The organism is Nonlabens dokdonensis DSW-6 (assembly GCF_000332115.1).
Classification (GTDB): Bacteria; Bacteroidota; Bacteroidia; order Flavobacteriales; family Flavobacteriaceae; genus Nonlabens; species Nonlabens dokdonensis.
Genome location: NC_020156.1, coordinates 3,140,696 through 3,161,143, shown reverse-complemented (window position 1 = coordinate 3,161,143; position 20,448 = coordinate 3,140,696). Strand labels below are relative to the sequence as shown.

General features: G+C 36.0%; 27 protein-coding genes. 21 read left to right on the top strand and 6 right to left on the bottom strand.

The window, feature by feature from the left end:
• The first annotated feature begins 69 nt into the window (after positions 1-69).
• Complete coding sequence (locus tag DDD_RS13895) at positions 70-1,311, top strand: ABC transporter permease (protein ID WP_015363557.1); 1,242 nt, start codon at positions 70-72, stop codon at positions 1,309-1,311.
• On the top strand, positions 1,304-1,837 hold the full coding sequence (locus DDD_RS13890) for a methylated-DNA--[protein]-cysteine S-methyltransferase (RefSeq protein ID WP_015363556.1): 534 nt from the start codon (positions 1,304-1,306) through the stop codon (positions 1,835-1,837). Before DDD_RS13895 ends, DDD_RS13890 begins: the two co-directional genes overlap by 8 nt.
• 17 nt (positions 1,838-1,854) lie before the next feature.
• On the opposite strand, the gene DDD_RS13885 is transcribed toward DDD_RS13890, so the two are convergent.
• Positions 1,855-2,679, bottom strand: a complete 825-nt coding sequence (locus DDD_RS13885; RefSeq protein ID WP_015363555.1) for a DUF6503 family protein — start codon at positions 2,677-2,679, stop codon at positions 1,855-1,857.
• Between the two features lie 260 nt (positions 2,680-2,939).
• Here DDD_RS13885 and DDD_RS13880 point away from each other — a divergent pair, with 260 nt between their 5' ends.
• Positions 2,940-3,245, top strand: coding sequence for a hypothetical protein (locus DDD_RS13880; RefSeq protein WP_015363554.1), 306 nt, complete (start codon positions 2,940-2,942; stop codon positions 3,243-3,245).
• Positions 3,246-3,505: 260 nt separating this feature from the next.
• Here DDD_RS13880 and DDD_RS13875 read toward each other — a convergent pair whose 3' ends face one another.
• Positions 3,506-4,531 (bottom strand): pirin family protein, encoded by a 1,026-nt coding sequence (locus DDD_RS13875; RefSeq protein ID WP_015363553.1) that lies wholly within the window; start codon positions 4,529-4,531, stop codon positions 3,506-3,508.
• A gap of 175 nt (positions 4,532-4,706) precedes the next feature.
• Here DDD_RS13875 and DDD_RS13870 point away from each other — a divergent pair, with 175 nt between their 5' ends.
• Together DDD_RS13870 and DDD_RS13865 are read left to right on the top strand one after the other, a co-directional pair.
• Positions 4,707-5,279, top strand: coding sequence for a Crp/Fnr family transcriptional regulator (locus DDD_RS13870; protein ID WP_015363552.1), 573 nt, complete (start codon positions 4,707-4,709; stop codon positions 5,277-5,279).
• A 54-nt stretch (positions 5,280-5,333) separates the two neighbouring features.
• Positions 5,334-6,062, top strand: coding sequence for an acyl-CoA desaturase (locus tag DDD_RS13865; RefSeq protein ID WP_041567183.1), 729 nt, complete (start codon positions 5,334-5,336; stop codon positions 6,060-6,062).
• Between the two features lie 63 nt (positions 6,063-6,125).
• On the opposite strand, the gene DDD_RS13860 is transcribed toward DDD_RS13865, so the two are convergent.
• Both DDD_RS13860 and DDD_RS13855 read right to left on the bottom strand, forming a co-directional pair.
• Complete coding sequence (locus DDD_RS13860; protein WP_015363550.1) at positions 6,126-6,635, bottom strand: membrane protein; 510 nt, start codon at positions 6,633-6,635, stop codon at positions 6,126-6,128.
• Positions 6,636-6,770: 135 nt separating this feature from the next.
• Positions 6,771-7,637 carry a DUF4294 domain-containing protein gene (locus DDD_RS13855; RefSeq protein WP_236613379.1) on the bottom strand — a complete coding sequence of 289 codons (867 nt, stop codon included), beginning with the start codon at positions 7,635-7,637 and terminating at the stop codon, positions 6,771-6,773.
• A 31-nt stretch (positions 7,638-7,668) separates the two neighbouring features.
• On the opposite strand from DDD_RS13855, the gene DDD_RS13850 reads away from it, so the two are divergent.
• The 3 genes from DDD_RS13850 to DDD_RS13840 all read left to right on the top strand — a co-directional run bounded on the left by DDD_RS13850 (position 7,669) and on the right by DDD_RS13840 (position 9,617).
• Positions 7,669-8,778: a M42 family metallopeptidase gene (locus DDD_RS13850; RefSeq protein WP_015363548.1), complete on the top strand. Its 1,110-nt coding sequence runs from the start codon at positions 7,669-7,671 to the stop codon at positions 8,776-8,778.
• Between the two features lie 116 nt (positions 8,779-8,894).
• The gene (locus DDD_RS13845) at positions 8,895-9,359 is read left to right on the top strand and encodes a hypothetical protein (RefSeq protein WP_041567182.1); all 465 of its coding nucleotides are present in this window, start codon (positions 8,895-8,897) and stop codon (positions 9,357-9,359) included.
• Between the two features lie 12 nt (positions 9,360-9,371).
• Entirely contained in the window at positions 9,372-9,617 is a 246-nt protein-coding gene (locus tag DDD_RS13840) for a hypothetical protein (protein ID WP_015363544.1), read from the top strand.
• Between the two features lie 9 nt (positions 9,618-9,626).
• Here the strand turns inward: DDD_RS13840 and DDD_RS13835 are convergent, their stop codons facing one another.
• Complete coding sequence (locus DDD_RS13835; protein ID WP_015363543.1) at positions 9,627-10,589, bottom strand: lipid A deacylase LpxR family protein; 963 nt, start codon at positions 10,587-10,589, stop codon at positions 9,627-9,629.
• Between the two features lie 106 nt (positions 10,590-10,695).
• Between DDD_RS13835 and DDD_RS13830 the strand changes: the two genes are divergently transcribed.
• The 13 genes from DDD_RS13830 to DDD_RS13770 all read left to right on the top strand — a co-directional run bounded on the left by DDD_RS13830 (position 10,696) and on the right by DDD_RS13770 (position 18,858).
• Complete coding sequence (locus DDD_RS13830) at positions 10,696-10,941, top strand: ribbon-helix-helix domain-containing protein (protein ID WP_015363542.1); 246 nt, start codon at positions 10,696-10,698, stop codon at positions 10,939-10,941.
• A complete protein-coding gene (locus DDD_RS13825) occupies positions 10,928-11,215 on the top strand; it encodes a type II toxin-antitoxin system RelE/ParE family toxin (protein WP_041567181.1) in 288 nt (95 codons plus the stop codon). The genes DDD_RS13830 and DDD_RS13825 overlap by 14 nt, the downstream gene beginning before the upstream one ends.
• On the top strand, positions 11,208-11,903 hold the full coding sequence (locus DDD_RS13820) for an RluA family pseudouridine synthase (protein WP_015363541.1): 696 nt from the start codon (positions 11,208-11,210) through the stop codon (positions 11,901-11,903). The genes DDD_RS13825 and DDD_RS13820 overlap by 8 nt, the downstream gene beginning before the upstream one ends.
• Positions 11,904-12,020: 117 nt before the next feature.
• Positions 12,021-12,926, top strand: coding sequence for an ABC transporter substrate-binding protein (locus DDD_RS13815; RefSeq protein WP_015363540.1), 906 nt, complete (start codon positions 12,021-12,023; stop codon positions 12,924-12,926).
• Positions 12,927-12,929: 3 nt separating this feature from the next.
• Positions 12,930-14,303 carry an aldehyde dehydrogenase gene (locus DDD_RS13810; protein WP_015363539.1) on the top strand — a complete coding sequence of 458 codons (1,374 nt, stop codon included), beginning with the start codon at positions 12,930-12,932 and terminating at the stop codon, positions 14,301-14,303.
• 102 nt (positions 14,304-14,405) lie between these two features.
• Positions 14,406-14,618 (top strand): hypervirulence associated TUDOR domain-containing protein, encoded by a 213-nt coding sequence (locus DDD_RS13805; RefSeq protein WP_041567469.1) that lies wholly within the window; start codon positions 14,406-14,408, stop codon positions 14,616-14,618.
• Between the two features lie 40 nt (positions 14,619-14,658).
• Positions 14,659-14,967 (top strand): hypothetical protein, encoded by a 309-nt coding sequence (locus DDD_RS13800; RefSeq protein ID WP_015363537.1) that lies wholly within the window; start codon positions 14,659-14,661, stop codon positions 14,965-14,967.
• Positions 14,968-14,972: 5 nt separating this feature from the next.
• On the top strand, positions 14,973-15,590 hold the full coding sequence (locus DDD_RS13795) for an L-threonylcarbamoyladenylate synthase (protein WP_015363536.1): 618 nt from the start codon (positions 14,973-14,975) through the stop codon (positions 15,588-15,590).
• Between the two features lie 101 nt (positions 15,591-15,691).
• Positions 15,692-16,066 carry a hypothetical protein gene (locus DDD_RS13790; RefSeq protein WP_146250821.1) on the top strand — a complete coding sequence of 125 codons (375 nt, stop codon included), beginning with the start codon at positions 15,692-15,694 and terminating at the stop codon, positions 16,064-16,066.
• A gap of 135 nt (positions 16,067-16,201) precedes the next feature.
• Complete coding sequence (locus DDD_RS13785) at positions 16,202-17,035, top strand: alpha/beta fold hydrolase (protein WP_015363534.1); 834 nt, start codon at positions 16,202-16,204, stop codon at positions 17,033-17,035.
• Between the two features lie 235 nt (positions 17,036-17,270).
• Positions 17,271-17,870, top strand: a complete 600-nt coding sequence (locus DDD_RS13780) for a CDP-alcohol phosphatidyltransferase family protein (RefSeq protein ID WP_015363532.1) — start codon at positions 17,271-17,273, stop codon at positions 17,868-17,870.
• 14 nt (positions 17,871-17,884) lie between these two features.
• Positions 17,885-18,238, top strand: coding sequence for a hypothetical protein (locus DDD_RS13775; protein ID WP_015363531.1), 354 nt, complete (start codon positions 17,885-17,887; stop codon positions 18,236-18,238).
• A gap of 41 nt (positions 18,239-18,279) precedes the next feature.
• Complete coding sequence (locus DDD_RS13770) at positions 18,280-18,858, top strand: pseudouridine synthase (RefSeq protein WP_041567180.1); 579 nt, start codon at positions 18,280-18,282, stop codon at positions 18,856-18,858.
• A gap of 30 nt (positions 18,859-18,888) precedes the next feature.
• Here the strand turns inward: DDD_RS13770 and DDD_RS17350 are convergent, their stop codons facing one another.
• The gene (locus DDD_RS17350) at positions 18,889-19,503 is read right to left on the bottom strand and encodes a hypothetical protein (RefSeq protein ID WP_015363529.1); all 615 of its coding nucleotides are present in this window, start codon (positions 19,501-19,503) and stop codon (positions 18,889-18,891) included.
• Positions 19,504-20,448: the final 945 nt, after the last annotated feature.

The window sequence follows — 20,448 nt, the reverse complement described above, 5'->3', positions numbered from 1 at the left end:
AATTTTAATAAAAGGAAAATTTACCGCTATAACTTGTAACTTTATCTCTTTTTTCAAGTCTTACTTTTCATGTTAGGGTTATTACGTCAAAATTTCAGTATCGCGCAACAAAGCATCAAAGGACAGCTGCTGCGCACTATTCTTACCATTATCATTATCGCCATAGGAATTACAGCGCTAGTAGGAATTCTGAGTGCTGTAAATGCGCTTTCTTCTACTTTGAACAATGGTTTTTCTGGAATAGGAACTAATACTTTTTACGTGCAACGCTATGCGCGTAGTTTCCAGCGTCAAGGTGGTGGAAAAAGAACTAAGATCAATCCTATCATCAACTACCGACAGGTAAGAGAATTTGAAGACAAATACGACACGCCTCTTACTCAAGTAGGCGTTTCTTTTCAAGCCACCAGCATGGCCGAAGTAAAAAGCGAAGACCGTAAAACAAAACCAAAAGTAATCGTTGCTGGTGTTAACGAACATTATGCTGAGAATGCAGGAATACAACTTGATGAAGGAAGAATGTTTTCTTCTCTAGACATCGAGAACAATTCTAAAGTTTGCATTATAGGTAGCGATATGGAAGACGCCCTTTTTCAAGGGTTCAATCCGATGGGGAAAACCTTGAGCATTCGAGGGAATAAATTTACCGTTATTGGTATTTTAGAAGAGAAAGGCTCCACTTTTGGGAATAGTGTGGACTTGAGAGTACTTATTCCCATAGACGCAGCGCGTGGTATTTATACATCGCCTAACATCAATTATGATTTGAGCGTTAAAGTCTTTGAGCAAAATTTAATGGAAAGTGCCAAAAGTGATGCCACCATATTGATGCGCAACATTAGAGGATTACAACCTGTGGAAGAAGATAATTTTGGTGTGATCCAAAGTGATCAACTGATGGAAGATTTAAATTCTGTTAGCTCTGCATTGAGTGTTGCCGCAGTGATCATAAGTATAGTTACCATTTTTGGATCTTCCATCGCCTTAATGAATATCATGCTGGTGTCGGTAACAGAACGTACGAGAGAAATAGGCGTGAGAAAAGCATTAGGTGCTAAACGCAGTACCATTTCCTGGCAGTTTTTTATTGAGACATTTCTCATAAGTCAGTACGGTAGTATTTTAGGAATCTTGCTGGGTATGCTCATAGGTTTTGCCGTTTCTTCTGGGTTTGAAATTCCATTTGAGATACCTTGGACGGCCATTATCGCTGCTACCATAACTTCTATCATCATTGCTTTCTTCTCTGGAGTTATTCCTGCCGTAAAAGCCGCAAAACTAGATCCTATCGAGGCATTGCGTTATGAGTAACATCATAACTTCTAGTTATAAAAGTCCCGTAGGAGAATTGATTTTAGGCGTTTATGAAAATAAACTATGCCTAGCCGACTGGAAATACCGCAAAATGCGAGATGCCATCGATGCTAGAATCATCAAACATTTAGATGCTAATTTTAAATCAGGAAATCACGAGTTACTGGATCAAACCAGTCAGCAATTAGATGCGTACTTCAAAGGTGACCTGAGAAATTTTGATCTACCCTTATTACTATCAGGAACCGATTTTCAAAAAAGCGTCTGGAACGAGTTACAAAGCATTCCTTATGGAGCGACTTGTAGTTATATCTCGCTTTCGCGAAAGCTAAAAAATGAAAAAGCCATAAGAGCGGTTGCGAGCGCAAATGGTGCTAATGCGATTTCTATTATTGTTCCCTGTCATAGAGTTATAGGAGCTGATGGTTCTTTAACTGGCTATGCTGGCGGACTTCCTGCAAAGAAAAAGTTGCTGGAGTTAGAAGGTATCGATCTTCATAACGGCCAGCAACGTTTATTTTAAATCCTTGAGCAAAGTAACTATTCAGTTGGCATAGGAACCGCTACCATTTCTTCATTTTGTTCAAACATGATTGATGCATCGTCTAGAAAATTTACATTTTTTATGCTTGCTTTCCCTATTTGATCTGTAAAACCTTCTTCTTTGTTCCAGTTATGGAAAGTCCAATTTGTAGAAACTGGAATACCTTCCATCATATCGTAATCGTTGTATTTGGCAAAATGAGGTTCTTCCTCTGCTTTCTCAACGCCTTTACCGTAACTTACGATATAAGCAACTCCTTCTAGAACATTAGAACTAGGGTTTTTATAAACGACATACCAATCATCTGACGTATCTCCTACTCCATTTTCAAAAGTTAACTTTGAAGTAGGATATTGTTGTTCTCCGAATGTGAGATTTTTTTCATCACTCCATTGTGTTCCTGGGTCGTTTAATTTATAAGGTAAGGCAAAGAAATAAGACCATGTATATGCGTGAAATCGAGTCATGGAGTTATCCGCAATTTCAGGAGAAGAAAAAACCTCATCTTGATCTGCTAGAATTACAGTTCCGTCTTGATTATCAATACGCACCATAGAACCGTCTGTTTTTTGGGTGATTTTTGCATCTAATAAGACATTACCTCCAAAGCTTACCTGAAAATCATATTGTACCGCATCATTTTTAAGAAATGCTTCTTTTTGATGAGCTTCTTCCATACTTTGAGTAAACGCGTTATTTGTTGCATTTTCGTTTATTTCGGTTTTTTCTGACGTTTCTTCTTTTAAAACCTTATCTGTTGTAGCTTCTTTACACGCTGCAAACAGGATTAAAATAACGAATAATAAGGATACTTTTTTCATGATTTGAAAGTGGTATTTATAAGAGTTCTTTTTAGAATGTTGATCTAAAACTCCATTTTAAATTAAAATAATGAACAAAATTAGACCTAAGGATTAACAATTACCCATAATTTTAAAATCTATAACATTTTAATAAATGCGTAAATCCATCTAACTTGGTGTGCTTTTAGGTTCTTCTTGTTTGAAGTTCAATTGTTTTTAAATGGAGAAATTTACAATACTTAAATCATTACTTTTGAAAGAGCCTAACAATCGACTTCATGCTTACTAACGTTTTATGTTCCCAGTGCAAAACACCTATTACTATAGATATAGATCAATATTTGAAAGGTCAAGTCTATAGTTGCTCTAATTGTGATTATAAATTAGGTGTTGAAGAAGAAACAGACCTAGAACCTGAAAAAATTTATCTTTTTAAAAAGTTTGCCAAAGAAAAGAAAGGTGGTTCTACGATGATTCCATGTCCCGATTGCCGCACACCGATCTCGTTTCACCCCAAAGATTTAAAGACCGGTAAGAAAATCGAGTGTCCTAATTGTAAAGTAGTCGTTACTTATACTGGTTAGATCGAGATAGAAAAACGTCTTCGACAAGCTCAGACTGACCATTTTATTCTTTAAAATATTTTTGAAAACAGAGCATTTCGATAAACTCAGTACAGGCTTGTTTTAGTTGAGTTAGAAATCCAGCGGATAATACCTACCAGAAGACTACTAAAACCTTTGAGGTTGCCTTGCCTGCATTTTACTCCTAGTATAATAATTAGAACAGGCAAAACCTCACAGGTTGATTATGCAATTATTCAAGTTCAAGTTCAAGTTCAAATTCAACTCCTAACCTCTTCTCTACCGTCGCTGTGTAATGCAAACCTTCCTTTGTTACGATCATGAACTTGCTCTTGCTCTGGCCACGGCCAGCCACCGAATTGTGTTTGCTGATAGTCTGCAAAGGCTTCTCTTATTTCTTGCTGTGTATTCATGACAAATGGACCGTGTTGCGCAACTGGCTCATTGATAGGTTTTCCTTGTAGGATAAGTAAATAAGCAGGCTCATCACCAGTGTTTTTTAGATCTAAATCATCAGTTGATTTTACCTCAAAGGAATGGTTTTCTTTTACGGTAGTATGATCAATTTCAATCTTACTACCACGATAGAAATACAAGGTTCTTTTTGCCTCGCTACTTAGTGCTTTTGGCAAAAGATATGTTGCACCAGTATCCATTTTCATAGTTGCAACCAGCACTTCGTTTTCTGGATGCGCAGCCCAAGAGTTAGGTGTCGGTTCTAGTGATGTGTACGATCCTAACATCCCAGCGATTAGATCTACAGTAGTTGTATTTCCTGAATCATTTGTATGTGTAATAACAGGTACATCTTCACTCCACAGCATTTTAAAATGTGGCGGCACCATTTTACTCACTCGTGGCAAATTGAGCCAAACCTGAAAAATTTCTAGGGTATTTTTCTTATCATCATGTAACATAGGAAACATCTCACTATGCAAGATTCCTTTTCCTGCTGTCATCCATTGCACGTCTCCAGCTCCAAAACGTCCTGCGCCACCCAAAGAGTCTGAATGATCTACAACTCCTTCTTTGTTAATAGTTATCGTCTCAAAACCTCGGTGTGGATGGTAAGGAAAACCAGGTACATGACTGCCATGATACATTCTAAAACCATCTTTGATCATAAAATCTTGACCGATATTTCTGCCAGATTTTAAATGATTTGGAATTCCTAATTGCTCATCTCCTGCTGGATACAAATCTCTATGATGCGCACAAAATAAAAACGGATCTTGCGTTTGCCATGGGAAATCCAGTTGCTGTATGTTGATGATTTTAGAACTCATTTCTTTTGTAGTTTAATGTAAAAATAATGAATATTATCTCGCTTTCGCGAAAGCGGAACAGTGCAAACACCTATCATTTTAAACGTATTCTTAAGTTTAAATTAGCAAACTTCCATTAATTCCATACCACTATTAGGTTTATCTTTGAAGCTATTATTGCAGTCCCTTAAAGTTCATGGAACAAATACGAGAATATCTAGAAAGCATCGCGCACATCTCTGATGACGACTGGGAATTTTTTACCTCGAAATTGCGCCAGAAAACCATTAAGAAAAAAGAAATTTTTCTGAAATTGGGAGAGATAGAAAATCATATTTCTTTTATACAATCTGGTATTGTGCGTTTATTTATTCCTAAGGAAAATGATGAAAATGATATTTCTTTTGGTTTTAGCTTTGAGAACCAATTCATAAGTGCTTACGATTCCTTTTTAACCAGGACACCTTCTTTATACCAGCTGCAAGCTCTTACCGAGACTACAATGTTGAGCATTACTTATGATGACTTGCAAGAGGTGTATCAAAAAACGCAAATAGGAAATTTAATAGGAAGACTGACTGCAGAGCGTTTATTTTTATTGAAATCAAAACGGGAACAAAACCTGTTAACACTCACAGCTGAAGAGCGTTACCTAAAACTATTTAAAGAACGTCCACAACTCATACGCGTGATGCCTTTAAAATACATCAGTTCTTACATAGGTGTTACAGCACAAGCTTTGAGCCGAATAAGAAAGCGAATTTCTTGACTTAGGTTCATTTTTTAAACCTATTGCCGCCGCTACCTTTGTAAAAAAAAGTATATGGCGGTTATTTTGTTCGTTTTAATATTATGGTATGGAGGATTATTCTTCCAGTCCTTCTTTTTACATAGATATGCGGCGCACCAAGTTTTTACAATGTCTAAGACTATGGAACGCATCACTTTTGTTCTTACCTGGATTTTTCAAGGCTCGAGTTATTTGAGTGCTTATGGATATGGAATCATGCACCGCATGCACCACGCATTTACCGATACAGAGAAAGATCCTCATTCTCCTAAATACGATGACAACTTATTTGCGATGATGTGGAAGACTAAAACTATTTATCAAGATATCAATCTAGATCGCATAGCAGTAGACCCTAGATTTACTAAGAATGTACCTCAATGGAAATCTTTTGACCGTTTTGCAAGCTCACGTTTTTCCCGTTTGTTGTGGATTGCGCTTTATGTTTTATTCTTCGTTTACTTTGTGACAGCATGGTGGCAATGGTTGCTATTGCCAGTTGCCTTTTTAATGGCGCCTATTCATGGCGTTATCATCAACTGGTTTGGTCATATTTATGGATATGTCAACTTCCAAATGAAAAACACGAGCAAGAACTTATTTCGTTTTGATTTCTTAATGATGGGCGAAGGTTACCATAACAATCACCATAAACACGCAAATCGAGCTAATTTTGGAGTGAAATGGTACGAGATTGATATTACTTATGTAATAATCCGAATACTTAATTCAGTAGGTATTATACAGTTGAAAAGAGTATAATTAAAGTTGGTTGATTTTAAAATCCTCCTTTAGAACTTGGTTCTTTTGGAGGATTTTTAATGTCTAAACAAATAGTAAAACTAAGGTAAGCGCCATTCCTGCCGCTGCATAAATCACACCTTTTCTAAAAATTTGAGTGCCTGGCATAAACATCCAGAACGCCGAGAGAACAAAGAATAACAACGCCAGACCAAAAAAGATATTTAAGAAAAACAATGGCTCACCAGATTTTGCTTTATGTAAATGCGCCATTTTATCCAGTACATAAGGAAGCTTTTTCTTTATAATTGTCGCTTTTCCAGTAGCTATTTCATAACTACCGTTCTTAAAATAAACAATACCGTTTTCTTCACGATCTATTTTGAAATTTTTGATTTTAAGATTCTTACCTATTTGATCACCTGCTAAATTGGTTTCTATAACATTTTCAGTGATAATTTCTTTTTTAAGTAAGTCCGTATCTCTAAAAATTAAAACGATACCACTTATTGCATAAACTGCCATTATCCCTGCAAGGAAAAAACCTAAATACCTGTGTAATTCTCTTGCTTTTTGAGAAGTTTTTCTGCTCATATTTTACTATATAGAATGATTTTAAATAGCAAAAATAAGTTTGAAAAGGAATTTAAAAAAGCTTTTTAATAAGTTATTTAGAATCTTTTTAAATAAACTGAGTAATTTGACACTAATGAATAACTCTTAAAACAGCTATTTTCTTTTACGTCGTTCTTTTCTCGCTTTCTTCTCTTTGTATTCTTTAATACGCTGTGCGCGAGCCGCTAGCTGAATGCTATCATACGTAGGAGGTAAATTACGCTCGTAGTCTTTCCAGTTACTGCGTGCTTTAAAGTAATCAAATTCTATGGCTGGTTCTTGTTCCTCAAGTTTCTCATCAATTATATGATTGAGCAAGATATCTTCTACATAAAAATCATCTACAACCGTTTCTGGTAAGTATTCTTCTTTTAATGACATGTCAAATAGACTGGCGGTTTTATCAAACCAAAACGCACTCCAGCCGCTTCTCAAGCGTTTTAATAAGGCATAAGCCGTATCACCTGTTTGTCTGTGTATGAGCTTGATTAAAATTTGACCTTCTGTTTTGGTCAGTTTTTTCAATTCGGCTTTAAATTCATCTTCGATGTAATCTTCCACCATTTTAGAATATTTCTTTCTTTGATTTTTAGTTTCTAAAGAAGCTAGTCTTTGATCGAGTACCGTTAGTCGTTCTGCTGCCATTTTTGCATACGGCCATACTTTAAGCACTTTACGTTTTAATAATAAATACCTGATGCGCTCGTACCTGCTGTCAAAGTTTAAGTCCTGTAATAGCATTACCTTATCCAGTTCTATAGAACTTACTGAGTCACCGTCAATGTAGAAATACTCGGTGGTATCCTTTTTTACAGAGTCGTTTTTTATAGGTTGTGATGTAGGATTTTGTTGCGCTTTCGCGAAAGCGAGAACACAAAAAACACCTAATAAAAAGCATACATTTTTGATCATAAAAGTTATAGTGCCAAAAGTGTTCCAAAAATAAGAAACCACTAACAATACAAGCGTTTTTAAAAGCATATTATTATCTTCACAAACTAAATATTATAACATGGCTGAAACTAGCATTTTAAATAAAAAATCACTTGATTTTCTTGAAGAATACCTCAATACCGCATCTCCTACTGGTTATGAATGGAACGGTCAAAAGGTGTGGATGGATTACCTAAAACCTTATGTAGACGACTTTATTACAGATAATTATGGAAGTGCAGTAGGTGTTATCAATCCAGACGCAAAGTTTAAAGTGGTTATAGAAGGGCATGCCGATGAAATCTCGTGGTATGTGAATTATATTACAGATGACGGTTTGATCTACGTAGTGCGCAACGGTGGCTCTGATCATCAAATCGCTCCATCAAAAAGAGTAAATATTCATACTAAAGGTGGAATTGTAACTGGTGTTTTTGGCTGGCCAGCCATACATACTAGAAATAAATCAAAAGAAGCGCCGCCTAAACCAGATAACATTTTTATAGATTGTGGATGTGAGACGAAAGATGAAGTCTTAGCGCTAGGTGTAGATGTAGGTTGTGTCATTACTTATCCAGATGAGTTCTTTGTATTGAACAAAAACAAATTTGTATGTAGAGCTCTAGATAACCGTATGGGCGGATTCATGATTGCAGAAGTTGCTAGATTATTGAAGGAGAATAAAAAGACCTTAGATTTTGGACTTTATGTCACTAATTCGGTTCAAGAAGAAATAGGCTTGCGTGGTGCAGAGATGATCACTCAAACTATAAAGCCTAATGTAGCGATAGTGACTGACGTGACACACGACACCACTACACCTATGATTGATAAAAAGACTAATGGTGACGCTGCAATAGGAAAAGGTCCTGTCCTAGCCTATGCACCGGCGATACAAAACAACCTGCGCAACCTAATCATGGACGCAGCAGATGCTAACGAGATTCCATATCAAAAAAGAGCTACTTCTCGTTCCACTGGAACAGACACGGATGCTTTTGCTTATTCCAATGGTGGCGTACCAAGTGCGCTGATATCACTTCCTTTACGCTATATGCATACCACGGTAGAGATGGTTCATAGAGATGACGTAGAAAACGTAATCAAAATGATTTATGAATCCTTATTGAAGATTCAAAACAATCACGACTTCAATTATTTTAATAATAAGAATGAAGGGTTGTTTTAAATGAAATTTGAATTTAAAAGTTATGGAAATCCCTGTTTACATTTTGTGAATGGGGATTTTTTGATTGTTTTGGTGGTAAACAGTAACTTATCTTTGAAAGACCTATATACAATTTCATGAGTAAACAGTTTATTTTTTTTTACGCTTTGATAAACATGCTATTGATTTCTTGTTCAACAAAGAAAAATGAGCAGAGAAGTGAAGTAATACAAGAAGTTGATCAAACATTTCCCTATCAGCCTGCTTATCCATTAGTGAAAGGTTGTGAAAATGCCACAAGTTCATCTTGCTTAGAAAATTCTATAAGTCGCTCTATAATCAATGAAGCAAATAAACGCAAAGTAATTCTAAAAGCAGACACGTTGAACATAGGTGTTAAATTCAAACCAAATGGTAAATTAGAAATCATAAGAAATATTAGTAACAATACTGATTTAAAAAAACTTGCAGTAGATGCAATTTCTTCTATGAAAATCTTAGCTCCAGGTTTTTCTAAAAGGGAAAATCGATATGTTACTCATACCAACGTATGGTTCATTATTTTTAAGGATAATCAGTTTGTCAATCCATCAAATTATTAATATGATCTTGTTATGGAATTCAATAGTATGAAAGCTATCGCCGATGTGCTTTGGCAGACTCAGTTCAATTGGAGTATACGGATTATGGTGGGTTGTATCACGCTGTTAATCTGTAGTCTTAATCTATGGCTTTTTGAGAATGGCACCGCTCCTATCGTTATCAATAGTTTAGGAATTACAATAAGTGTCAGTTTAATTCTATGGAAGATTTTTGAAAAGCAAAAAAGCAAATCTAAGAAAGATGTTTTCAAAGGATGAGTTTTAGAGTTAAATCGTAAACCCAATCCTAATGCCGCCCCAATTAGCGTAACTTCCAGTCTCAAACTCTCTTGTGATCATAGATCGAGTATATTCAAAATAAAGCGTTTTTGTTTTTAAAACGATTCCATAATTAAATTGGGCTGTTAATCGCTTTACGTCTTTAGAATCAATAGTGTAAGGACTGCTCCTGTTAAATAAACCGCCTTGAAGTGTTGCGTCATAACCTATAACGTTTATGACCGGCTGCGCATAAGCATACAACTGAAACCCTTTTTTGTTCCTTTTAGAATTAAATGAAGAGTTTATGATACCAGCAGTAGCATTGAAACCTATTGACGCATTTGTAAAGAGTGTTCCCACTTTCAGGTTTCCTTGTGTTTGAAAGGAAAAGAAGTTCTTATAAGTTAAGAGCTGTTTTTCATATCCAACTTCATAGTTGAGAACAAGGTCGTTTATTATTTGATTGCCCCAACCACGTGGCGTTTTATTTCCTGTTGCTTCATGTATTCCAATTTGCATTTCACCACCAAAGGCTGCTGGTCCTATCATTCCTATATTTAATGAAGAAGTGAATCGGCTCTTGTGAATTGTGTCAGTCTCTATAATGAAACTCTTTAAATATATCGCTGCTGCAAACGGCCGATCACCTACTTGAATTTCTGGTAGATCATATCTGTCTGGTGTAAAGCCTATATGCTCCATTGTAAGTCCATATTGCGTTTCTGAATCTTTTGGCTTCAGGAATAGAAAGTTAGCTGGATTCTTTTTAAAAAACGGAGTAACTAATTCAAAACTATATCCTTGTGTATAATTCTCGTCAGTGGCTGCAAAATAATCGTTGTCGTAGTGGAACCTAAAATAATGATCGTTATTTATATTTCTTATAGAAGTGAGATTATCTATTTTTTGAGCATGTAAGTGATTAGAATATAAAATTACAGAAAGAAGTGCTATAGTAAGGTTTCTCATAGTTTATTTACGTTACCAAGGTAGAATTGGTTTTATATATTGTAAATACTCTTTGACTATTTGAGCAGTAAGAATATTGGTGTATATTTACACCAAATCGATTGTTATGTCTAGACAAAGTATCTCCTTTACCGAACCAAATGATGAATGGCTAAAGTCTCAAGTCGCTAGCAAAGAATATGCTAGCAAAAGCGAAGTGGTTAATGATCTCATAAGGCAAGCCAGAAATCAAAGAGCAGAAATTGATTACATAAGAATGAAGCTCGAGAAAGCTGAAAAAAGTGGGATTTCAACAAAAACGAAAGATGAAATCTTAGAAATAGCCAGAACTAGAGCAAATGTTAAGTTATAAGCTGACAACTATTGCGGAGGATGATATAATTAGAATATATGATTATGGTGTCTATCGATTTGGAATACCGCAAGCTGAAAGTTACTACGACAAACTATATGAATATTTTGATTCCATTGCTCGAAACCCCTATTCTTTTCAAGTAGCAGAAGATATTAAATCAGGTTATCGCAAATGCGTTTGCGGTTCTGATGTCATTTACTATAGAATTATGACCGATTATGTAGAAATAAGCACTATTATCGGTTCTCAAGACTTTCGAAACTTTGAATAAACATAACATTACCAATAGAATCCTCTTTGAAGACAATCACCTTATCGCCATCAATAAAGAGTCTGGTGACTTGGTGCAAGGTGATAAAACTGGTGATGAGATTCTTCCAGATTTGATCAAAGACTATATTGCCAAAAAATACGATAAGCCAGGCGCGGTATTCTTAGGCGTGGTGCACAGGCTAGACCGACCTACTAGCGGCGTCGTTATTTTTGCGCGTACTTCAAAAGCTTTACCTCGTATGAACAAGCTTTTTGCTGATCATGAAACTAACAAAACCTATTGGGCAATAGTGGAAGGAAAAGTACCTGAGAAAAAAGCACGATTAGAGCATTTTTTAGTCCGTAACCCAAAGCAAAACAAAAGCTATGCGCACGATCACGAAGTTCCTAATTCTAAAAAAGCAGCACTCTCCTACTCTGTTTTAAAAGAACTAAATCGTTATACCTTACTTGAAATACAACTGGAAACAGGACGTCATCATCAAATCAGAACGCAGCTAGCAAAAATAGGCTGTGTCATAAAAGGTGATTTAAAATATGGTGCAAAACGCAGTAATAAAGACGGTAGCATTCATTTACATGCAAGGTATTTAGCCTTTGTGCATCCGGTGAGAAAAGAGCCCGTTAAAATCATTGCTCCTGTGAATAAGAAAGATGCTATCTGGAAACTGGTTGCAAATTTATAATTGTTCTTATTTGTTAAGTTGGTGCCTCAAAAGAAATTACTAGAATCATTCTAACATAATTTTTGGTGAATCTGCTGAGAAGTACGCTATTTTAGTAATTCAAAAAATAGTTTCTTAATGACTTCACTTAAAATTGCTCTAGACTGGACACCTAATGCAAATCATATCGGATTTTTTATCGCACAAGAATTAGGTTACTATACTGATGTTAACTTAAATATTGAAATTCTAGATCCTAATGCCGATAACTACAAAACGACACCAGCTAAGAAGGTAGAACTAGGTCGAGTGGATATGGCATTATGCCCTCTAGAAAGCGTAATGAGCTATCAGACTAAACACAAACCTTTTAATCTTATAGCTATTGCGGCATTATTTCAAGAAGACCTGAGTGCTATAGTATGTAAAAAAAGTAAAGGAATAAGCTCTCCTAAAGAATTAGATCATACCACTTATGCTTCTTATGATGCACGTTATGAAGATGCGATAGTAAGACAAATGATTAAAAACGATGGTGGTAAAGGAATCTTAGAATGTGTCTATCCAGATAAGTTGAAAATCTGGGAAGCGATGGAAAAAGGAATTGTAGAATCCACATGGATATTTACCAATTGGGAAGCAGTCCAAGCCCAACAAAATAATATCGAACTGGAATACTTTAAACTTAAAGACTACGGTATTCCCTATTCTTATTCTCCGGTAATTGCCTGTTCTCAAACATTTGTAAAATCTAATTCAGAAGCATTACAGTCTTTTCTTAAAGCGACTAAAGAAGGTTTTTATTATGCTCAAGAACATCCTGAGCGTTCTGCTGACGTACTGCGCAAGCTAGTTCCTGAAAAGGATCAAAATATGGATTTAAAAACAGCTATTGAATTAACTTGTGCTGTTCTAGGAGATAAAGAACAATGGGGTAAAATGAATCCTGACGGCATCAAGACTTTTCTACAATGGTTACAAGATCAAAAATTAGAAAAACACCATTTAAATTCATCAACGCTATTTACTAACGACCTGTTATAACTCATGCAAATAAAAGAACTCCATCAAGCACAAATCAATTTCTTTAAAAGTCGCACAACGATTGGTATTAAATATCGCGTAGAAAGTTTGCAACGTCTTAAAAAGATCATTGAAAAAAGAGAACAAGACGTTTACGCAGCTCTTGAAAACGATCTTGGAAAATGTGAGTTCGAAGCCTTTTTGACCGAGTACAACGTTATCATAGCAGAGTTAAAGAAATTTATTTACCGTACAAAAAAGTGGTCGCAACCCACTAAAGTTTCCTCCTCTATTCTAAATTTCCCTAGTAAAGCGAGAAGATACCCAGAACCTTATGGAAATGTTTTAATTATATCACCTTGGAATTATCCATTCCAGTTAGCACTGGCTCCTTTAATAGGTGCTGTTGCAGCAGGCAATACGGTCGTATTAAAACCTAGTGAGTTCTCCACCGCAACGAGTTCCTTACTTAAAGAGATTATTGAAGAAGCTTTTGATCAAGAACATGTATCCGTTCAATTAGGTGATGCACAAGTGGCGCAAGAATTAACCGCGTTGTCATGGGATTATATTTTCTTTACTGGAAGTCCTGGTGTAGGTAAAAAAATCTATCAAGAGGCTGCAAAACATCTTACCCCAGTAACTTTAGAATTAGGCGGTAAAAATCCATGTGTGGTGCATGAATCTGCAGCGATTAAAGTCACAGCAAAACGAATTGTGTGGGCAAAATTTCTCAATGCCGGACAAACATGTATTGCTCCAGATTATTTGCTAGTGCATCATTCTATTAAAGAGCAATTAGTCACTGAGATTAAAAACCAACTTCAAGAATTCTTTGGAGAAGACATTAAAAAATCCCCTGATTATCCTAGAATCATTAGAGATGCACACTTTGACCTATTACTTGAAATGATAGCTGGAGAGTCCATTTTAACCGGTGGTAACCATGATAAGGCATCGCTTTACATCGCACCTACTTTGATCAATGAACCGTCGCGAGACTCAAAGGTGATGGAAAATGAAATCTTTGGTCCTATTTTGCCTGTAATAAGTTACACCACTGAGCAAGAGTTAGAAAGTTGGATCGAGAGCTATGAAAAACCATTAGGCGCATATTGTTTTACAGGTGATTCTAAATTTGAAGATTGGTTTGTGCAGCGATTCTCCTTCGGTGGTGGCGTGATTAACGACAGTATTGTGCAGTTTATCAACGACCGTTTACCGTTTGGAGGCGTTGGTAATAGTGGGATAGGTTCCTACCATGGTAAACATAGCTTTGAAACATTCTCCCATTATAAAAGCGTTGTTCATCGCGGCACGTGGATCGATTTGCCAGTGAAGTACGCGCCTTATTCTAATAAACTGAAATGGGTTAAAAAACTTATGAGCAAACTATAAGTGAAGTAAGCTCACCTCTTAAAGTTCTATTAATGTGAGGTTAATATGTTGTTAGCACGCTTTCGCGAAAGCGGTATCGCAACTATCTTTAAACAAAAAATCATGATTAAAGAAGGAACAAACGTAAAATGGAGCTGGGGAAACGGAACAGCACAAGGCAAAGTACAATCTACATTTACTAAGTCAGTGACCAGAACCATAGACGGAAATGAAGTCACTAGAAATGGCGAAGAAGGCAATAAAGCTTTGTATATCAAACAAGATGATGGCGCCAGCGTTTTAAAATTAGAAAGTGAAGTAGAACGTATAGATTAATCAACTTTATTGATTAAATTTATCAAATAAATAATTTCGTTTGAATCAATTACAAACCATATCACAACAAGTTTTACAATCTAGTATCAGTAACATGGTAGGAATGGTATTGCTAACTATTGTTGTTGTAGCTGCATGGTTTTGGTTTGTTAAAAATCAAAAATCAGATTCAGACAATGCTAAGAGCCGTGTTGCGATCAAAATAGACCGCAATGGAAAACACCGCTATGAGGTGATTCCTAATTCTGGCAATAGCAACTTGAAGTTTTGGGTACGTGTCATCATTGCCATAATTGCATTGTTATTTTTATGGTTACCATTTAAACTTTTATTCCAACCTCAATACTAGTTATCATGGCAGAGCTTGTTAAAATTTACGAAGATAACCCCAATCAAAAAGAGTTAGCACGCATCGCCAAAGCAATGAAAAATGGTGCTCTTGTCATCTATCCTACAGATACTGTTTATGGTTTAGGTTGCGATATTACTAACAAGACAGCACTTGAAAAAGTAGCTCGTATTAAAGGAGTGAAATTAGAAAAAGCTAATTTCTCTTTTATTTGCGAAGATTTAAGCAACCTAAGTGATTATGTAAGTCAGATAGATTCTAATACTTTTAAAATTCTCAAACGCAACTTGCCTGGACCTTATACTTTTATACTTCCAGGAAATAATAATTTACCTACGGTTTTTAAGAAAAAGAAAACGGTGGGAATACGTGTTCCCGATAATAAAATCGCCACCGAATTAGTAAGATTATTGGGGAATCCGATCATCTCTACTTCTATTAAAGATGAAGATGAAGTTATAGAATACACTACAGATCCAAGTCTTATCGTTGAAAAGTGGGAACACTTAGTAGATTATGTTATTGATGCCGGCTACGGTGGTAACGTAGGTTCTACGATCATAGACCTTACTGGCGACGAGCCTGTTCTTATAAGAGAAGGAAAAGGTTCTACCGAGTTATAAAATTGCTATCTAAGTTCCATAAAGTAGAGTTTTTTTCAAGCTTGATCTTTTTAATGTCAAGCTTAGCATTGTTTGTTTTTATATATTTTTATACATTAAACTTGGCAGATTCTACACTAGATTTCAACGTGCATGACACCTATTTTATTATAGGGTCTTATGATGCACTTACTATCTTATTAACTAGTGGAATTATTTTAGGAAGTGTGCTGTTATTGTTGAGTTTAAAACTGTTTTCTAAGTTTAAATTTCTTTATTTTATAATCGTATTCTTGAAATTATGCTGGGTTTATACCATCATAAAAGCGTATACGTTCATTTCAATGAATCATCTGCCTACAAGATATTATACCAATTCAAACTTTGAAATAGATCGTTTTTATCAAGCTGCTAGCGTTCTTATTATTCCCATTTTACTGTTTCTAATCGTAATGCTAGTTATTACTAAGCTTTTCAGCTTGAGAAAAAGACATTAATTTCAGTGATCTGATTATTTGTTTGGTGAAACGATTATCATCTAACTACAATTCTTAATTCCATACTATTTCACATTTCCTTACCACACTCTTAAGTGGTAATTATCTACATTTAGAGTAATAAAAAAATATAAAATGCCATACTTGGAAAAAACAACAGCACAAAAAGACGCAGACGTAAATATATACTATGAAGATCACGGTAGTGGCAAACCTATCATCCTTATTCATGGATGGCCATTAAGTGGCGCCATGTGGGAATATCAAGTTCAAACCTTGATAAAAGCTGGACATCGCGTGATTACATACGACCGTAGAGGATTTGGTAAATCATCACGACCTTATAACGGCTATAATTATGATAACATGGCAGAGGACTTGCACGATCTGATCAAAAAACTAGATTTAGTTGATGTTATTCTCGCTGGGTTTTCTATGGGTGGCGGCGAGGTGGCACAGTACGTAGATACTTTTGGAACCAGCAGAATCAGCAAGTTAATTTTTATAAGTTCTATTGCTCCTTTCCTTTTAAAAACAGAGGACAATCCAGATGGTGCTCCTGACGATGTATTCAAGGGAATGGAAGAAAATGTGAAAAATGACCGATTAGGATTCTTAAAAGGTTTTGGAGAAGGTTTTGTAAATTATGAAGATAACAAAGACCGCATCTCCCAAGGACAGCTGGACTACAATTTCCAAATTGCTGCTGCAGCAAGTCCTAAAGGAACGCTGGATTGTATCAATGCTTTTGGTAGAACCGATTTGAGAGACGCGCTCAAGAAAATAGACGTTCCTACCTTATTTATTCATGGAGACGCTGATAATATCGTACCTATAGAACCTAGTTCAAAACAAGGTCACAAACTGGTAAAAGACTCCAAATTAGAAATTATTAAAGACGCTCCGCATGGTTTGTATGTTACTCATACCGATGAGCTGAACGAGATCTTGCTCGACTTTTTGAAATAGACTTCTTTCCCTAAAGGTAAAAACCGCTTCATCTCTATTAATGAAGCGGTTTTTTTATGCCTTGAAACTTTGCGGTGTTGGTGGAGAATTCCGCTTTCGCGAAAGCGCAATAATATCCATCATCCTGCCTCTATTTTGCATTTTACACAAATTAAAAATTATAGATTACTTGATTTGCGCAAAACGAAAACCTGAAGAAGCCCATAGATTTGGAGTGAGTTCAAAAAGATGAGTTATGAATATTCCAAAAGCATTGATACTTTTTCGTTTACTTCTTGCACCAATAATTTTGAGCCTTGCTTATTTTATAGGAGATAGTGCAAAAATAGGAATTGTGATTTTGATGTACCTAGGTTTGATCTCAGACATACTAGACGGAATCATTGCAAGAAAACAAGGTATTTCTAGCGCTCAATTAAGAAGAATGGACAGCCAGACCGATATGGTGTTTTGGCTTTCCATAGGTTTTGCAACTTGGATCTTATATCCGGAGCTTATTGCAAATCACGCCATTGTTATTTATGCCATTCTCGCAATGGAAATCGCTTGTTACATCATCAGCATTGTCAGGTTTAAAAAAGAAACATGTACGCATGCCTTTTTATCAAAATTATGGGGAATTACACTATTGATAGCTTTTACCTCGTTAATAGGTTTTAATCATGCTGGAATTCCATTTATAATGGCTATTATCATGGGATTGATCTCTCATATCGATCGTATTTTGATCACTCTCATATTACCAGAATGGACGCATGATATTCCAAGTGCCTATCATGCATATTTGATTAGAAAAGGAATAGCTTTTAAAAAAAACGACTTACTAAACAGTTAATAAATACTCGAATTATGAAAAAACTAGCACAACAATACTACGCGATTATAGGAGAAAAAGTTTGCTCAACTACGTATTCAAAAATATGGACTGCTTTACAACGCAAACTAGGCGTTACTTATCTCGATTTAAAAATGGAACAATTTGACCAGCAAAAAAGAAGAGAACTTTTAGCATTAGTTCCTAAACACATCAAAAAAGGAAAGCAGTCTATTTTAAGCATCCAGCTCACTAATTCTAGAATCAAAGAATTAAGAGAAGTTCTTACCGAGTCAGGATTATCGGTCATTAAATTAATACGAATTCCAGCAAATATGAAAGAACAAGAACTGGCAATTCCTTCTCATATCATGCGAGATTTATTTTAGATTATGCTGCACGTCTAAAAGGTTTTCAAGACCTTTGCCACATGAGTCACCGACACTTTTTAATCTACAAACCTTATAAAATGCTCAGTCAGTTCATGACTAACGATAGGCATCAAAAAAATAAAAAGTTCTTAGGTGATTTACACGACTTTCCTGATGGCTGCATGGCAGTAGGAAGATTAGATGAAACCAGCGAAGGATTACTCCTCATCACTACCGATGGCCAACTGAGCAGTCATATCAATAAAAAAGGGAAAGTAGAAAAAGAGTATTACGCTCAAGTAGATGGTATCATTTCCGATGAAGCCGTTCAAAAAATGACTTCTGGAATCGAGATCAGCATTAATGGTAGTTTATATCAAACTAAAGAGTGTAAAGCAAGAATCATTGAAGATATACCTGATCTTCCAGAAACTTTGCAGCGTATTAGAGATGAGCGCCATGGTCCTACTTCTTGGGTTTCTGTAACTTTAAAGGAAGGCAAGTTTAGACAAGTACGTAAAATGTGTGCAGCAGTTGGTTTTCCTGTATTGCGACTGGCTCGTGTGCGAATAGGTGATTTTACTGTAAAAAGTTTGAATTATAAAACCGTAAAAGAGGTTACTAATCAACTAGATTGATTTAGTTTACAACTCAAAAAAAGGATTTACTTACTTATCATTCTTTAAAATAATCAATGTAGCTCGTACACCAGATGCAAGATTCCAGATATTTTGTTGCACTACTTTACCTTTCATATCCATCACTTTAAACTCTGCGGTGTTGGGTCCTGAAGTCCCTTGATTTAAGGCTTCAATTTCTAGTTTATTAAACCCATCTTTAAGCGGTATTGCTACGCCTTGATAGGCATTTCTCAAGTAGATTTTATCGACTAGGATTTTATCATCTTGCCAGATGCGCACCATATCGCCATCTTCAAATTGGTGATCTCTACATACCAATCTTAAAATTTTCTCTCCGGTTCTTATCTCGCCTAAAAACGTATCACTTCTAAAACCAGCACCTACCGGAGCATCTTTCTTAAATTTTTGATTTTTGTACTTGATGCCTGGATCTACAAGATCGGTTTCCATACGCATCTTGATCTCATTATTTTCTTTAGGTCTCGTATAGGTCTTAGATTCCTTCTTTTCAGGAAACAACATAGAGCCACCACTTTTTGTTTCTGGTACTGGTTCTATAGTTCTAGGTGTTGTTTTAGGAGTCTCTTGACCAAAAGAAACACCGAGTGAAAGCATAAAAATAAATACAACTAACTTTTTCATACCTGCAAGTTATCAAATTCCTTGCCTAAAATGATCACAAAGAAGTTATTTTTAGTTAAAGGTTTTGTTATAAGTAAGTCGTTATCAACTAAAAGAGCTTTCGAAATAGAAATATCGATAGTTTTAAATTGATGTCACACTTTTTTAGGTGTAAACAACCAATCTCGTGTATTTACTCATGCGCTACACCCTTTGTCCTGCGGACATTTCCCTCAAAGGGAAAGCCCTAAGTTTCTAGCTAAGTCGCAATGATCATACAACTACAAAACTACCGTCTTCCCTTTGAGGGAAGATAAGAGTTGGGTGTTGGCGATGTTATTATCAAAAATTTACTCAGGCGCTACACCCTTTGTCCTGCGGACATTTCCCTCAAAGGGAAAGCCCTAAGTTTCTAGCTAAGTCGCAATGTTCATACAACTACAAAACTACCGTCTTCCCTGTGAGGGAAGATAAGAGTTGGGTGTTGGCGATGTTATTATCAAAAATTTACTCAGGCGCTACACCCTTTGTCCTGCGGACATTTCCCTCCGAGGGAAAACCTAAATTTCTAGCTAGGGCGCAATGTTCATATAACTCCCGAATTACCGTCTTCCCTTTGAGGGAAGATAAGAGTTGGGTGTTGGCGGTTTTAATCTCGTGTATTTACTCATGCGGCACACCCTTTGTCCTTACTTCGACAGGCTCAGCACAGGTCGGACATTTCCCTCCGAGGGAAAACCTAAATTTCTAGATGCGACGCAATGTTCATATAACACCAAAACTACCGTCTTCCCTTTGAGGGAAGATAAGAGTTGGGTGTTGGCGGTGTTATTATCAAGAATTTACTCATGCGCTACACCCTTTGTCCTGCGGACATTTCCCTCCGAGGGAAAACCTAAATTTCTAGCTAAGTCGCAATGATCATACAACTCCCGAACTACCGTCTTCCCTTTGAGGGAAGATAAG

What these genes read in the sequence shown, in the direction of transcription:
- DDD_RS13875 (WP_015363553.1), bottom strand. Translation starts at nt 4,531, where the DNA reads ATGAGTTCTAAAATCATCAACATACAGCAACTGGATTTCCCATGGCAA.
- DDD_RS13810 (WP_015363539.1), top strand. Translation starts at nt 12,930, where the DNA reads ATGCAAATAAAAGAACTCCATCAAGCACAAATCAATTTCTTTAAAAGT.
- DDD_RS13805 (WP_041567469.1), top strand. Translation starts at nt 14,406, where the DNA reads ATGATTAAAGAAGGAACAAACGTAAAATGGAGCTGGGGAAACGGAACA.
- DDD_RS13885 (WP_015363555.1), bottom strand. Translation starts at nt 2,679, where the DNA reads ATGAAAAAAGTATCCTTATTATTCGTTATTTTAATCCTGTTTGCAGCG.
- DDD_RS13775 (WP_015363531.1), top strand. Translation starts at nt 17,885, where the DNA reads ATGAAAAAACTAGCACAACAATACTACGCGATTATAGGAGAAAAAGTT.
- DDD_RS13855 (WP_236613379.1), bottom strand. Translation starts at nt 7,637, where the DNA reads ATGCTTTTAAAAACGCTTGTATTGTTAGTGGTTTCTTATTTTTGGAAC.
- DDD_RS13860 (WP_015363550.1), bottom strand. Translation starts at nt 6,635, where the DNA reads ATGAGCAGAAAAACTTCTCAAAAAGCAAGAGAATTACACAGGTATTTA.
- DDD_RS13815 (WP_015363540.1), top strand. Translation starts at nt 12,021, where the DNA reads ATGACTTCACTTAAAATTGCTCTAGACTGGACACCTAATGCAAATCAT.
- DDD_RS13780 (WP_015363532.1), top strand. Translation starts at nt 17,271, where the DNA reads ATGAATATTCCAAAAGCATTGATACTTTTTCGTTTACTTCTTGCACCA.
- DDD_RS13890 (WP_015363556.1), top strand. Translation starts at nt 1,304, where the DNA reads ATGAGTAACATCATAACTTCTAGTTATAAAAGTCCCGTAGGAGAATTG.
- DDD_RS13865 (WP_041567183.1), top strand. Translation starts at nt 5,334, where the DNA reads ATGGCGGTTATTTTGTTCGTTTTAATATTATGGTATGGAGGATTATTC.
- DDD_RS13770 (WP_041567180.1), top strand. Translation starts at nt 18,280, where the DNA reads ATGAGTCACCGACACTTTTTAATCTACAAACCTTATAAAATGCTCAGT.
- DDD_RS13880 (WP_015363554.1), top strand. Translation starts at nt 2,940, where the DNA reads ATGCTTACTAACGTTTTATGTTCCCAGTGCAAAACACCTATTACTATA.
- DDD_RS13850 (WP_015363548.1), top strand. Translation starts at nt 7,669, where the DNA reads ATGGCTGAAACTAGCATTTTAAATAAAAAATCACTTGATTTTCTTGAA.
- DDD_RS13870 (WP_015363552.1), top strand. Translation starts at nt 4,707, where the DNA reads ATGGAACAAATACGAGAATATCTAGAAAGCATCGCGCACATCTCTGAT.
- DDD_RS13835 (WP_015363543.1), bottom strand. Translation starts at nt 10,589, where the DNA reads ATGAGAAACCTTACTATAGCACTTCTTTCTGTAATTTTATATTCTAAT.
- DDD_RS13825 (WP_041567181.1), top strand. Translation starts at nt 10,928, where the DNA reads ATGTTAAGTTATAAGCTGACAACTATTGCGGAGGATGATATAATTAGA.
- DDD_RS13840 (WP_015363544.1), top strand. Translation starts at nt 9,372, where the DNA reads ATGGAATTCAATAGTATGAAAGCTATCGCCGATGTGCTTTGGCAGACT.
- DDD_RS13845 (WP_041567182.1), top strand. Translation starts at nt 8,895, where the DNA reads ATGAGTAAACAGTTTATTTTTTTTTACGCTTTGATAAACATGCTATTG.
- DDD_RS13830 (WP_015363542.1), top strand. Translation starts at nt 10,696, where the DNA reads ATGTCTAGACAAAGTATCTCCTTTACCGAACCAAATGATGAATGGCTA.
- DDD_RS13785 (WP_015363534.1), top strand. Translation starts at nt 16,202, where the DNA reads ATGCCATACTTGGAAAAAACAACAGCACAAAAAGACGCAGACGTAAAT.
- DDD_RS17350 (WP_015363529.1), bottom strand. Translation starts at nt 19,503, where the DNA reads ATGAAAAAGTTAGTTGTATTTATTTTTATGCTTTCACTCGGTGTTTCT.
- DDD_RS13895 (WP_015363557.1), top strand. Translation starts at nt 70, where the DNA reads ATGTTAGGGTTATTACGTCAAAATTTCAGTATCGCGCAACAAAGCATC.
- DDD_RS13795 (WP_015363536.1), top strand. Translation starts at nt 14,973, where the DNA reads ATGGCAGAGCTTGTTAAAATTTACGAAGATAACCCCAATCAAAAAGAG.